The sequence below is a fragment of the Pseudonocardia sp. OZ21 genome (assembly GCF_059359135.1).
On record NZ_JCADBN010000001.1, the window covers coordinates 224,071 to 237,109 of the forward strand.

A 13,039-nucleotide genomic window follows, 5' to 3' on the forward strand; every position below is an offset into this window, starting at 1 on the left:
GGCGGCACCGTGTGACTGGGGCTCACAACGGCGTCGGCTGGGCAACGTTCATCAGTATGAACACGACCAGCAACAGAACCATAATCGACAGGTCTAGCCCCACGCCGCCAATCCGCACGACGGGGATCACTCTGCGCAACAACTTCACCGGTGGATCGGTGGCCGTGAAGATGAGCTCGAGAGCCACGGCGCTGGGACCCGCCGGCACCCACTGGCGGGCGAAGCTCCTCACGAGCTCCGCCACGATGCGCCCGATGAGCAGCAGCCAGAAGAAGAACAGCACGTAGTACACGACGAACTGGATGGCGAGGGGCACGCCCTCAATCCTGGCGGAAGATGCCTCGTTCTGCGAGCCTGCGCGCGTCGTCCGCGGACACCTCGACATCGGCCGGTGTGAGAAGGAAGACTCGGTTCGTCACCTTGTCGATCGAGCCGCGCAGGGCGAACGCCAGCCCTGCGGCGAAGTCGACGAGGCGCTTGGCGTCGTCGGTCTCGAGCTCGGTGAGGTTCATGATCACCGGCACGCCGTCGCGGTAGCGTTCGCCGATCGTGCGCGCCTCCTTGTAGCTCCGGGGCTGCAGCGTGGTGATCCTGGCGAGGGCGGCGGCCCCGCGGGTGGCGTGGTCGCGCTGCTCCGGCACCGCGGCCGGCGCGGGGGGAACCGCCCGGACCGGCTCGCGAACGGCCTCGGGGTCGATCGCGAGCGCACCCCGGACCACGGCCGGACCCATGCCCGGCGCACCGACGGACGGCCCCGCGGTACCCCGCGGCACGGTCCGGTCGACCGCCGCCACCGGGCGGGACGGGCGTCGGTCCCAGTCCTCCTCGTAGCGGGCGCGGCGGGAGTCGTCGTCGTAGGAGCGGTCGTCCCACCGTTCGTCGCCGTACTCGCGGGAGGTGCGGTCGGTACGGCGACCCTCGGCGTAGCGGTCGTCGTACCGGTCGTGAACCGGCTCGTCGGCGTACTCGCCCATCTCCTCGGCGGGCACCATGCCGAAATAGGCCTTGAGCCGGTACATCGCGCCCATTCGCGCTCCCATCATCGACGCCCCCGACGGTCGGCCGCAGACAGCACGGCGCGACGATCACCCGGAGGTTATCCGGCGTTCCCCCACAAGGGCTGTTCCGACACGCACCACGTCCGATCCATGCCTGATCGCCTCCTCCAGGTCACCACTCATTCCGGTCGATAAGGTGCTGGCCTGCGGAAATCGGGCACGGAGCCAGGCTGCTGCCTCGGCGACGTCGGCGAAGGCGGCGTCGGGATCGGCACCCAGCGGCGCCACCGCCATCAGGCCGGTGAGCTGCAGCCCGGCGCAGGCTGCGACACGTTCGGCGAGCGGCCCGAGACCGTCGCGGGGCACGCCACCGCGCTCCGGGTCGCCGTCGACGCTGTACTGGAGGAGAACGGGCAGCGGGCCGGCGCGCCCACCGGTGTCCTGCTCGCGCCGCACGGCCGTGTCGAGAGCGTCGGCCAGCCGCACCGAGTCCACCGAGTCCACCTGGTCGGCCCAGCGCGCGACGGCCTTGGCCTTGTTCCGTTGCAGCCCGCCGATGAAGTGCCAGCGGGGCGCCGCGTCGGGACGGAGTTCGACGACCTCCGCGACCTTCGCCCCGGCCTCCTGCACACGGTTCTCCCCGAAGACGGTGAGACCGAGATCCAGGAGCACGGCGACATCCGTGGCCGGCACGGTCTTGGTGACGGCCACCAGACCCACGTCACCGGGTGCGCGCCCGGCGGCGACACAGGCGGCGTCGATGCGTTCCCGCACGGCCTGCAGCCGACGGGTCAGCTCCTCGCGTCTCTGCCCATCCACAGCACACCCCGTCCGCAGCCGGATCAGGCCCGGTTGTCTACCACACCGAAGATCACCATGTCATCGTCCAGGAAACCCGGAGACCGAGCGGGCGGCCGCTCAGCGTGGGTCGAGCCAGATGACCGCCGCCTGGCGGCCGGTCGGGGCGCTCCCGCGGTGGCTGTAGAGGTCGCGCTCCTCGAGCGTGCACCTCGGGTCGCCGCCGACCCGCGCCACCCCGAGGGCGGTGAGCTGGTGGTAGAGACCGGCACGCAGATCCAGTCCCGGGGTGCCGCGGCGGGTGCGCACCGCGCTGCCGGGCAGGCGGGCGTCCACCTCGGCCCGCATCGCCGCGGGGACCTCGTAGCAGGCCCCGCACACCGCGGGGCCGAGCAGCACCTCCAGCGCCTCCACCCGCGCGCCGAGGGCCACCATGGCGGCCACGGTGGCAGGCAGCACGCCGGCTGCCGCCCCGACCCGCCCGGCGTGGGCGGCGCCGACGACGCCGGCCACCGGGTCGGCGAGCAGCAGCGGCACGCAGTCGGCCGCCAGCACCGCGAGCCCGACGCCGGGCAGGGCCGTCACGGCCGCGTCGGTTGCCGGGATGTCGGGCGCTCCTGCCTCGGGCACCGAGTCCACGGTGGCGACCCGGGTGCCATGCACCTGCTCGAGGAACACGACGGAAACGCCCAGCTCCGACGACAGGCGGCGCCGGTTGGCCGCGACGGCGGCCGGGTCGTCGCCCACGCCGGCGGACAGGTTGAACGTGCCGAAGCCGCCGGTCGAACGCCCACCGGCCCGGGTGGTGACCACCCGCCGGACGCGGGCCCCTGCTCGGGTCAACGCTTCATGAACGGCGGCACGTCCACGTCGTCGTCGAAGTCATCGGCCTCGACCGGTCGCGTGAACCCGGGGTTCGGGCGGTCCGGCGCCGCGGGCGGGCGCGAGCCGTCCGCCGTGGGCGGGACGCCGGGCTCGAAGCCGTGGTCCCGGCGCGGGGAGTCCGGCTGGCGCGGCGCGGGCGGCGCGTACGGGCCGGGCGAGGGAGCCGGCGGCGGCAGCGTGCCGGACTGGTGCGCCGGGGCCGGGTTGCCGGCAGGCGGCCGGGCGCCGTGGGGGAGACCGTTGCCCTGCCCCGTGGCGTAGCCGTTGCCCGGGCCGCCCTGCTGGTGCTGAGCACCGTTGCCGCTCGCGGCGGGCTGGTTCGAAGCGGGCCGGTCCGCGGGGTAGGACGGGGCGCCGCCGGTGCCCGATGTGGGGGACGGCCGGTCGGGCGAGCGGAACGCGGTGGGTTCCATCTTCTTGTGCGTGGGGCCGCCCGCCTCGAACCCGGCGGCGATGACCGTGACCCGCACCTCGTCGCCGAGGGAGTCGTCGATCACCGTGCCGAAGATGATGTTGGCCTCGGGGTGCGCCGCCTCCTGCACGAGCGACGCGGCCTCGTTGATCTCGAACAGGCCGAGGTCGGAGCCGCCGGCGATCGAGAGCAGCACGCCCTGTGCGCCGTCCATCGACGCCTCGAGCAGCGGAGAGTTGATCGCCTTGCCCGCCGCCTGCACCGCCCGGCCCTCGCCGCGCGAGGACCCGATGCCCATCAACGCGCTGCCCGCACCGGACATGACGCTCTTGACGTCGGCGAAGTCCAGATTGATCAGGCCGGGTGTGGTGATCAGGTTGGTGATGCCCTGGACACCGGAGAGCAGCACCTCGTCGGCGGAACGGAAGGCGTCCATCAGCGAGACGCCCACGTCACCGAGCTGCAGGAGCCGGTCGTTCGGGATGACGATCAGCGTGTCGCACTCGTTGCGCAGCCCCTGGATCCCGTCCTCCGCCTGCCCCGCGCGGCGGCGGCCCTCGAAGGTGAACGGGCGGGTGACGACACCTATCGTCAGCGCGCCGAGCTTGCGGGCGATCGACGCGATCACCGGTGCGCCGCCGGTGCCCGTGCCGCCGCCCTCGCCCGCGGTGACGAAGACCATGTCGGCCCCCTTGAGGACCTCCTCGATCTCCTCGCGGTGATCCTCCGCGGCCTTGCGCCCGACCTCGGGGTTGGCCCCGGCACCCAGCCCGCGCGTCAGCTCCCGGCCGATGTCGAGCTTGACGTCGGCGTCGGACATCAGAAGCGCCTGCGCGTCGGTGTTCACAGCGATGAACTCGACGCCCTTGAGACCGACCTCGATCATTCGGTTGACGGCGTTCACGCCGCCGCCACCGATGCCGACGACCTTGATCACGGCCAGGTAGTTGTGCGGGGGCGTCATGGCGCACCTTCCAGTCCAGCTTCGGGCGGACCCAGGGGTCCGGGCCTTCGTGTTCGAACGCTAGGTCGCCTCATGGTCCCGGTCCAGCAGGCGCGCCGCGCAGAGGCAACCCCCCGACCGGGTCGGCCATGAAGTCACCCACTCCCCTGGTGCCTGCGTCACGCAGGGTGGCGACGCAACCCGGGCGAGTGCATGGAGGGCACGTGCTCACCGCCTGATCGTAGGCAGGTCCGGACTCGTCACGTCGAAGACGTGGCCGGGCTGGGTGAGAAGCGCCACGATCACGGCCGCCTTGTCGGCGGATCGGTCGGGCGACCCCCAGCGGATCTGCCGTCCACCGGTCAGACCGAGGGTCACCTGACCCGGCGCGTCCGGCGCCGTGTCCGTGGCGTCCACCGTCAGGACCTCCGGCCGCACGGAGTCGGGCACCGCGGCGAGGACGGCCACCGCCGCCTGGGTGGACGGGTCGGCGGGGCCGACGGCGCCGAACGTGAACCGGGGCAGCCCCGGCGCGGCCGCACCGGGGTACACCGCACCGGACCGGTCGACGAGCGCGAGGCCCTGCGCGGTCTGCACCGTGGCCACCGCCACCCGTTCGGTGATGTCGATGGTGACCGTGTGCAGCCAGTTCCTCGTGACGCGGACCGACTCCACGCCAGGCAGCTGCGCCACCCGGTTGGCGACCCCGGCGGTGTCCACGGCGGCCAGTGGAGCTCCCACCGTGACCCCCGCGGCGGTCACCACGTCGTCGACCGGGACGACGGTGTCGTCGGCGGTGTCCGGGGAACCGCCCCTGTTGGCCACGGTGACCTGGACGTTCTCGACGTCGGCCAGCCCCACGTCGTAGAGGAGCACGCGACCGGTCAGGCCCAGGCCGACGAGCAGCAGCAACGCGACCAGCAGGGCGGCGAGCCTGCGGCGCCGGTAGCGCGACGCCGGGACCGGCCGGACCGACGGACGGGGCCGGCGGCCGGGGGGACGGCGGGTGGGCCGGCCCTCCATCGAGCGCGGGGGTGCCGGGCGGGACACGGGACGGGGGGTCGTCGAGCTGCTCACAAGCCCTCCTCGCCGGAGTACGTCGGGCCGGCCGGTGGGGCGACTGCCCCTCGCCGGCGGCGGCCGGCCCGCTGCCCGGTCATGCCTGCTCCCGTCGCTCCAGCTCGAGCAGGATCTCCGGGGCCAGCACGGTGACGTCACCCGCGCCCATCGTGATCACGAGGTCGCCGGGCCGGGCGACACCGGCGATCACGGCCGGGACGTCGGACCAGCGCGGCACGTAGTGCACGCGGTCGGGCGGGAGCGTGACCGCATCGGCCACGAGCGCGCCACTCACCCCGGGCTCGGGGTCCTCGCGGGCGCCGTAGATCTCGAGGACGACCACCTCGTCGGCGAGCCCGAGCGCCGCGCCGAACGCACCGGCGAACTCGCGGGTGCGCGAGTAGAGGTGCGGCTGGAAACCGACCACCACCCGGCCCCGGTCGCCCACCACGTCCCGGGCCGCGCGCAGCTGCGCCGCCACCTTGGTGGGGTGGTGGGCGTAGTCGTCGTAGACGGCCACGCCGGCGGCGCGGCCGCGGAACTCGAACCGGCGGCGCACCCCGTCGAACGCGGCGAGCCCGGCCAGCAGGCCGTCGACGTCCGCACCGAGCTCGACGCCCGCCAGCAGCGCGGCCAGCGCGTTGAGCGCCATGTGCTCGCCGGGAACGGCCAGGCGGAGCAGGTGCTCGACGCCGTCGTGGCCCAGCACCACCCGCGCACCGGTGCCGTCGGGCCGGAAGTCGACCAGGCGGGCGTCGACGCCCGGCTCCCGGCCGTAGCGCCGCACGGTGATGCCGCGGCCCTCCGCCACCCGGGCCAGCGACTCGGAGCCGGGGTCGTCGGCACACGCCACGAGCGCGCCACCGGGCACGATCCGGTCGAGGAACGTCTCGAACGCGGCGAGGTAGGCCTCGACGCTGCCGTAGTGGTCGAGGTGGTCGGCCTCGACGTTGGTGACCACCGCGACCACCGGGGAGAAGGCGAGGAACGACGCGTCGCTCTCGTCGGCCTCCGCCACGAAGATGTCGCCGCTCCCCTCGTGGGCGCCCGACCCGGACGCGGCCAGGTCACCGCCGATCGCGAAGGAGGGGTCCAGCCCGCAGTGCTGCAGCGCGACGGTGAGCATCGAGGTGGTGGACGTCTTGCCCGCCGTGCCCGTGACGGCGGCGAGCCGCCTGCCGTCGGTCAGCGCGGCCAGTGCCCGTGCGCGGTGCACCACGTCGAGGCCGCGCTCACGGGCGGCGGCCAGTTCGGGGTTGGTGGCGCGGATCGCGCTCGACACCACCACGGTGGCCGGCGCCTCGGGCAGGTGTGCGGGGTCGTGGCCGATCTCCACGCGGGCACCGAGCGCGCGCAGGGCGAGCACCGCACGCGAGTCCTTGGCGTCCGACCCGGAGACGGTGGCCCCCCGCGCGAGCAGGATCCGGGCGATCCCGCTCATCCCGGCGCCGCCGATCCCGATGAGGTGCACCCGGCCCGCCAGATCGACGCGAGCGTCCGCGTCGCTCATGACTGCAGCCACGGGTCGGGCCCGGTGCGCCGGGGCCTGGTGTCGGCCCGCCAGAGGTCCTGACCCGGTGGCGGACCGGGATGCCCGGCGATCTCCAGCACGAGGTGGGCGAGGCGGTCGGCGGCGTCGGCGTGGCCGGAGGAGCGCGCCGCCCTGCCCATCGCGGCAAGGCGTCCGGGATCGGTGAGCAGGGGGACCAGCTCGGCCGCCGCCCGCTCACCGGTGAGCTCGGCGTCGTCCACCAGCAGCCCTCCCCCGGCGGCGACGACGGGCGCGGCGTTGAGTGCCTGCTCACCGTTGCCGTGCGGGAGCGGGACGTACACGGCCGGGAGACCGACGGCGGTGATCTCGGCGACGGTGGTCATGCCGCACCGGCCGAGCACCGCGTCGGCCGCCGCGTAGGCCAGGTCCATCCGTTCGATGTAGGGCATCGCGACGTAGCCACGGGCAGGCGGTGCGGCGGTGCCGTTCCTGCCGTGGGCGTGCAGGACCGCGATCCCGGAACCCAGGAGGCGGGGCAGCGCGGCGGCGACCGCCTCGTTCAGCGTGCGGGCCCCCTGGGAGCCACCGAACACCAGCAGCACCGGACCGTGCGGGGGAAGGCCGAACCACTGCCGGGCCTGGGCCCGCAGGGCTCGCCGGTCGAGACCGGTGATCGACCGGCGCAGCGGCATCCCGACGACCTGCTCGCCCGGCAGGCCGCTCCCGCCCACCGCGACCGCGACGAGCTCGGCGAACCGCGCACCCACCTTGTTGGCCAGCCCGGCCCGCGCGTTCGCCTCGTGGACGACGACCGGCACGCGGCCTCGAGCGCCCAGGTAGGCGGGCAGCGCGACGTAGCCTCCGAAGCCCACCACGACGTCGGCCTCCACCGCGTCGAGCACCTCCCGCACCCGCATGACGGCCTCGCGCACGCGCACGGGCAGGCGCAGCAGGTCGCCGCTCGGCTTGCGCGGCATGGGCACCGGCGGGATCAGCTCCAGCGGGTAGCCGCGGGCCGGGATGAGAGCGGTGTCGAGCCCGCGTTCGGTGCCGAGCGCGGTGATCCGGGCGTCCGGCCGCCGCCGGACCACGGCGTCGGCGAGCGCGAGCGCCGGTTCGATGTGCCCCGCGGTGCCCCCGCCGGCAACGACGATGGAGGGCCCCCGCCGGGCGGCCGGACCGGTGCTCATCGGACCCGTCCCCGCTGTGCGGGCGGACGGGTGGCCGGCGCGCGGTAGGGCTGTGGCATCGGCAGCCGCAGCATGCGCGCGACGCGCCCCTGACCGTGCTGTTTGAGCGCCGCGATGGCCTCCGGTTCGTGGCGCGCGGCGTTGGCGAGGATCCCGAAGACGAACATGGTGACCACGAGCGATGTGCCTCCGGACGAGATCAGCGGGAGCTGCAGCCCGGTCACCGGCAGCAGCCCCACGACGTAGGAGATGTTGATGGCCGCCTGCGCCACCAGCCAGGCCGTCGAGGTGGCGACCACCAGTTTGAGCCACGGGTCGGTGTTGCGGGCGGCGATGCGCAGGCCGGTGTAGGCCAGGGTGGCGAAGAGCGCGAGGACGGCGAACGCGCCGATGAAACCCAGTTCCTCGCCGATGATCGCGAAGATGAAGTCGTTGTGGGCGTTGGGCAGGTAGCTCCACTTCGCCCGGCCCTGGCCGAGCCCGACGCCGAACAGCCCGCCGTCGGCGAGCGAGTAGAGCGCCTGGCGCGCCTGGTAGTCACCGCTGAGCGGGTCGCCGCCCGGGGAGAGGAACGCGTTGATGCGATCCAACCGGTAGCTCGCGGTCAGCGCCAGCACGATGGCACCGGCCACGGCGCCCCCGGTGAGCGCGAGCATCAGCCGCATCGGGGCGCCCGCGAAGAACAGCAGAGCGACCAGCACCATGCCCAGCGTGACCGCGCCGCCCAGGTCGGGCTGCAGCACGAGCAGGGTGAGCAGCACGATCGTCACCGGCACCACCGGTGACAGCGCGTACTTCCAGCGGTGCATCACGGCCCGCCGGGCGACGAGCACGTGGGCACCCCACAACGTCAGTGCGACCTTGACCGCCTCCGACGGCTGAATGGAGATCGGGCCCAGCACGAACCACCCGCGGGACCCGCCGCGCTCCTGGCCGACGAGCAGCACGGCGACCAGTGCCACCACACCTATCATCAGCGCGCCGGGCGCCACCGCGCGCAGGGTGCGCGGCGGGATCCGCAGCCCCACCCAGAACAGGATCAGGCCGGGCACGCAGAAGATGAGCTGGCGGGTGAAGACCGAGTACGACGAGCCGTCGGCGGTGTAGGACTCCACCGCCGACGCCGACAGCACCATGACCAGGCCGAACAGCGTCAACAGCCCGAACACGCCGAGGATGAGGTGCAGCGACGTGAGGGGGCGGCGCAGCCACTGCCCGAGCGCGGCACCCATGCGCCCGACCGTGCCCCGGACACCGCCGGTACGCGGCGTGGCCCTGGCCCGCGGCTTCCGGGTGCGGCCCGCGTCGGCGGCGGTCATGACGCCTCCCCCGGTCGTGGCTCCAGCGCCGAGGCCGCAGCGGCGAACGCCAGGCCACGCTCGGCGTAGTCGGCGAACTGGTCCATCGACGCCGCGGCCGGGGCGAGCAGAACCACGTCACCCGGCCGCGCGAGGGCTGCGGCCCGCCGCACGGCGATCACCATGGGGCCATCGTCACCCGACGTCACCTCTGCGACGGGGACGTCGGACGCGTGTCGCGCGAGAGCCGCGAGGATCTCGGTGCGGTCGGTGCCGATGACGACCGCGGCGCGCAGCCGGTCGGCGTGCCGCGCCACCAGTTCGTCGACGGAGGCGCCCTTGAGGAGCCCGCCGACGATCCACACGACCTTCGCGGGGGCCTGGCCGGTGATCGACGCCGCCGCGGCGTGCGGGTTGGTGGCCTTGGAGTCGTCGACGAAGCGGACGCCGGCCACCACCGCGACCTCGGTGCCGCGGTGCGGTCCGGGGCGGAAGTCGTCCAGGCCGCCGCGTACGGCGTCGGGCCCGACACCGTGGGCCCTGGCGAGCGCCGCGGCGGCGAGCGCGTCGATGATCCCCGGCGCCCCGCCGGGGTGCACGGCGGCCGCCGCGGCGAGCTCACCGCCGCCGAACGCGCGGTCGACCAGCATCCCGTCGACCACCCCGAGCTGGTCGGGGCCCGGCTCGCCGATCGTCACCCCGACCCGGCGCGGCGCGGGGGACGCGGCGAGCAGCGCGGCGGCCGCGGGGTCGTCCGCCCCGGCCACGGCGATCGGGCCGAGCAGCGCCCTGGCCTTCGCCGCGGCGTAGGCGGCCACCCCGCCGTGCCAGTCCAGGTGGTCGTCGGCCACGTTGAGGACGCAGCCTGCGGCGGGCCGGATCGACGGCGACCAGTGCAGCTGGAAGCTCGACAGCTCCACCGCCAGCACGGGGTGCCCCGCCTGCACCGCGTCGACGACGGGGTAGCCGATGTTTCCGCAGGCCACGGCGTCGCGGCCGGCGGCACGCAGGATCGTGGCCAGCATGCCGACCGTGGTGGTCTTGCCGTTGGTGCCGGTGACGACCAGCCATTCCGGCGGGGTGTCGCGGGCCTGTCCGACCCACCACGCCAGCTCGGGCTCGCCCACCAGCGGCACCCCGGCCGCTGCCGCCGCGGCCACCAGCGGGTGGTCGGGGCGCCGGCCGGGGGAGGTGACGACGAGCGCGGTGCCGGGCGGCACGGCGTCGGGATCCCCGCCGGGCTCCGCCCCGGGGGGCAGGTCGGTGAGCCGGGAAGGCACGGCGTCGGTGACCGTCACCCGCGCACCGAGCTCGACCAGCGCCGCCGCGGCGGCCAGGCCGGACACGCCGGCCCCGGCCACGAGCACCGCGGCGCCGTCGAGCTCGGGCGGGGCGCCCATCACTGACCCGCCGACGCGGTGAGCCACTCCTGGTAGAACAGCCCCAGCCCGAGCGCCGCGCACATCGCGGCGAGCAACCAGAACCGGATGATCACGGTGGTCTCCGCCCAACCGGCGAGCTCGAAGTGGTGGTGGAACGGCGCCATCCGGAACACGCGGCGCCTGGTGGTGCGGAACACCGCGATCTGCACGGCCACCGACAGCGCCTCCACCACGAACACCCCACCGATCACCACGAGCAGCAGTTCGGTGCGCGTCACGATCGACAGGCCGGCGACGAGCCCGCCGAGCGCGAGCGACCCCGTGTCGCCCATGAAGATGCGCGCCGGAGCGGCGTTCCACCAGAGGAAGCCGATGCAGCCGCCCATCGCGGCCGCCGACACGAGCGCGACGTCGAGGGGGTCGCGCACCTGGTAGCAGCCGGCCGCGCTGAGCAGCGAGCAGTTGTTGCGGAACTGCCAGAACCCGATGATCGTGTACGTGGCCAGCACCATCGCGGCGGTGCCCGCGGCCAGGCCGTCGAGCCCGTCGGTGAGGTTCACCGCGTTGGACCAGGCCGCGACGATGAGGTTGGCGAGCACCACGAACCCGATCAGTCCGAACGACAGCACGGTGATGTCGCGGACGAACGAGAGGTTGTCCGATCCCGGCGTGAGCCCGTCGGCGTTGGCGAAGCGCAGCGCGAGGATGCCGAAGATCGTGGCGGTGAGCACCTGCCCGACGATCTTGGACGTCTTGTTCAGGCCCAGGTTGCGGGCGCGGCGGATCTTGATGAAGTCGTCGAGGAACCCGACGACCCCCAGCGCGGTGGTCAGGAACAGCACGAGCATCGCCGATGACGTCACCGGCTCGCCGGTGAGCAGGTGCGAGACCGAGTAGCCGAGCCAGATCGCGAGCAGGATGGCGACGCCACCCATCGTCGGGGTGCCGCGCTTGGCCTGGTGGCTCGACGGGCCCTCGGCGCGAATCTCCTGGCCGAAGCCCTGCCGCGAGAAGAACCGGATGAGGTAGGGCGTGAGCAGGATCGAGACCGCGAGGGCGACCCCCGCGGCGATGAAGACGCCTCTCACCGCGACACCGACCCCGTCGCGCGCGGACCGGCGCCCGCCTCGTGGGCACCGCGACCGTCAGGGACCTCCAGCAGGCCGGCGGCCACCCGTTCCAGCCCCGCCGCGCGGGATGCCTTGACCAGCACCACGTCGCCGGGGGACAGCTCCGACCGCAGCAGCGTCACTGCGTCGCCGACGCTGTCGGTGCGCCGGGCTCCCGGGTAGTCGGTGGTCTCCACCGCGACGAGCTCGTCGACACCCAGCTCACGCGCGAGGGCCGCGACCTCGGCGTGGGCCGCGGCGCTCCCCTCGCCGAGCTCGCCGATCCGCCCGAGCACCGCCCACGTCCTGCGCTGCCCGCCGCCGAGCGCGACCAGGGCCTGCAGTGCGGCACGCATCGACTCCGGGTTGGCGTTGTAGGCGTCGTTGACGACGGTGACGCCGTCGGGCCGGTCGACGACCTCCATCCGCCACCGGGACGCCGGGAGCGCGCTGCCCAGAGCAGCGGCGATCCCGTCGGCGGTGGCTCCGAGCTCGTGCGCCACGGCGGCCGCGGCGAGCGCGTTGCCGACGTGGTGCTCGCCCACCAGCCGCAGCGCGACGGGCGCGCTACCGGCGGGGGTGACGAGGGTGAAGCGGGCGCGACCGGCGTCGAGCTCGACGCCCTCGGCGCGCACGACGGCGTCGGGGCCGCGGCCGAACGTGACGATCCGGGCACCGGTGCGTGACGACATCGCCGCGACGGCGGGGTCGTCGGCGTTGAGGACGGCCACCCCGGTGTCCGCGGACAGGGCCTCCACCAGCTCGCCCTTGGCAGTCGCGACGGCGGCGCGGGAGCCGAACTCGCCGAGGTGGGCGCTGCCCACGTTGAGGACCACCGCGATCCGCGGCGGCACGGCGGCGGCGAGCCGCGCGATGTGGCCGGGGCCGCGGGCCGAGTACTCGAGCACCAGGTGGCGGGTGGCGGCGTCGGCACGCAGCGCCGTCCAGGGCAGGCCGAGCTCGTTGTTGAACGACCCCGGGGGCGCGACCGTCGGCCCGAGCGGGGCGAGGACGGCGGCGAGGAGGTCCTTCGTGGAGGTCTTGCCGGAGCTGCCGGTGACCCCGACCACGGTGGTGGCAGGCAGGGCGCGCACCGCGTGCGCGGCCAGGCGGGCGAGCGCGGCCAGCACGGCGGCGCCGAACCCGTCGGGGTCGGTCTCGGCGAGGTAGGTGCCCCCCTCGCGCGGCACCGGAGGGACCACGACGGCCGGGGCGTCGACGGGGCGCCCCGCGAGCACTCCCACGGCACCGGCCGCAGCCGCGGCGGCGGCGAAGTCGTGCCCGTCGGCGCGTTCGCCCGGAAGGGCCACGAACAGGCCACCCGGCCTGATCGCGCGCGTGTCGAACTCGACGGCGACGACCCGCTCCTCCCCGGTGGCGCGGTACAGCCGCCCTCCGGTCACGGCGGCGACATCGGCCAGCCGCATCTCGATCATGCTGTCGTCCCGGTCATCGGGTGGTATCCGATCATGT

General features: G+C 74.4%; 12 protein-coding genes. All 12 read right to left on the reverse strand.

Annotated elements, in window-relative coordinates; translation table 11 throughout:
- Window positions 1-22 precede the first annotated feature (22 nt).
- On the reverse strand, window positions 23-316 hold the full coding sequence (locus AC5L35_RS01125; RefSeq protein ID WP_312859490.1) for a YggT family protein: 294 nt from the start codon (window positions 314-316) through the stop codon (window positions 23-25).
- Between the two features lie 4 nt (window positions 317-320).
- On the reverse strand, window positions 321-1,028 hold the full coding sequence (locus AC5L35_RS01130) for a cell division protein SepF (protein ID WP_495057600.1): 708 nt from the start codon (window positions 1,026-1,028) through the stop codon (window positions 321-323).
- 57 nt (window positions 1,029-1,085) lie between these two features.
- Complete coding sequence (locus AC5L35_RS01135) at window positions 1,086-1,817, reverse strand: YggS family pyridoxal phosphate-dependent enzyme (protein ID WP_495057601.1); 732 nt, start codon at window positions 1,815-1,817, stop codon at window positions 1,086-1,088.
- 99 nt (window positions 1,818-1,916) lie between these two features.
- Window positions 1,917-2,639, reverse strand: a complete 723-nt coding sequence (gene pgeF, locus AC5L35_RS01140; protein ID WP_495057602.1) for a peptidoglycan editing factor PgeF — start codon at window positions 2,637-2,639, stop codon at window positions 1,917-1,919.
- Window positions 2,636-4,057 carry a cell division protein FtsZ gene (gene ftsZ, locus AC5L35_RS01145; protein ID WP_495057603.1) on the reverse strand — a complete coding sequence of 474 codons (1,422 nt, stop codon included), beginning with the start codon at window positions 4,055-4,057 and terminating at the stop codon, window positions 2,636-2,638. Before ftsZ ends, pgeF begins: the two co-directional genes overlap by 4 nt.
- 207 nt (window positions 4,058-4,264) lie before the next feature.
- A complete protein-coding gene (locus AC5L35_RS01150) occupies window positions 4,265-5,113 on the reverse strand; it encodes a cell division protein FtsQ/DivIB (RefSeq protein WP_495057604.1) in 849 nt (282 codons plus the stop codon).
- Between the two features lie 79 nt (window positions 5,114-5,192).
- Window positions 5,193-6,605, reverse strand: a complete 1,413-nt coding sequence (gene murC / locus AC5L35_RS01155) for a UDP-N-acetylmuramate--L-alanine ligase (RefSeq protein ID WP_495057605.1) — start codon at window positions 6,603-6,605, stop codon at window positions 5,193-5,195.
- Window positions 6,602-7,777, reverse strand: a complete 1,176-nt coding sequence (gene murG, locus AC5L35_RS01160) for an undecaprenyldiphospho-muramoylpentapeptide beta-N-acetylglucosaminyltransferase (protein WP_495057606.1) — start codon at window positions 7,775-7,777, stop codon at window positions 6,602-6,604. The genes murC and murG overlap by 4 nt, the downstream gene beginning before the upstream one ends.
- Complete coding sequence (gene ftsW / locus AC5L35_RS01165; protein WP_495057607.1) at window positions 7,774-9,096, reverse strand: putative lipid II flippase FtsW; 1,323 nt, start codon at window positions 9,094-9,096, stop codon at window positions 7,774-7,776. The genes murG and ftsW overlap by 4 nt, the downstream gene beginning before the upstream one ends.
- On the reverse strand, window positions 9,093-10,475 hold the full coding sequence (murD, locus tag AC5L35_RS01170; RefSeq protein WP_495057608.1) for a UDP-N-acetylmuramoyl-L-alanine--D-glutamate ligase: 1,383 nt from the start codon (window positions 10,473-10,475) through the stop codon (window positions 9,093-9,095). Before murD ends, ftsW begins: the two co-directional genes overlap by 4 nt.
- Entirely contained in the window at window positions 10,475-11,545 is a 1,071-nt protein-coding gene (gene mraY / locus AC5L35_RS01175; RefSeq protein WP_169400066.1) for a phospho-N-acetylmuramoyl-pentapeptide-transferase, read from the reverse strand. The genes murD and mraY overlap by 1 nt, the downstream gene beginning before the upstream one ends.
- A complete protein-coding gene (locus AC5L35_RS01180) occupies window positions 11,542-13,002 on the reverse strand; it encodes a UDP-N-acetylmuramoyl-tripeptide--D-alanyl-D-alanine ligase (protein ID WP_495057609.1) in 1,461 nt (486 codons plus the stop codon). Before AC5L35_RS01180 ends, mraY begins: the two co-directional genes overlap by 4 nt.
- Window positions 13,003-13,039: the final 37 nt, after the last annotated feature.

Coding starts and splice junctions, on each gene's coding strand:
- AC5L35_RS01130 (WP_495057600.1), bottom strand. CDS start 1,028: ATGGGCGCGATGTACCGGCTCAAGGCCTATTTCGGCATGGTGCCCGCC.
- ftsZ (WP_495057603.1), bottom strand. CDS start 4,057: ATGACGCCCCCGCACAACTACCTGGCCGTGATCAAGGTCGTCGGCATC.
- murC (WP_495057605.1), bottom strand. CDS start 6,605: ATGAGCGACGCGGACGCTCGCGTCGATCTGGCGGGCCGGGTGCACCTC.
- murG (WP_495057606.1), bottom strand. CDS start 7,777: ATGAGCACCGGTCCGGCCGCCCGGCGGGGGCCCTCCATCGTCGTTGCC.
- ftsW (WP_495057607.1), bottom strand. CDS start 9,096: ATGACCGCCGCCGACGCGGGCCGCACCCGGAAGCCGCGGGCCAGGGCC.
- murD (WP_495057608.1), bottom strand. CDS start 10,475: ATGGGCGCCCCGCCCGAGCTCGACGGCGCCGCGGTGCTCGTGGCCGGG.
- AC5L35_RS01180 (WP_495057609.1), bottom strand. CDS start 13,002: ATGATCGAGATGCGGCTGGCCGATGTCGCCGCCGTGACCGGAGGGCGG.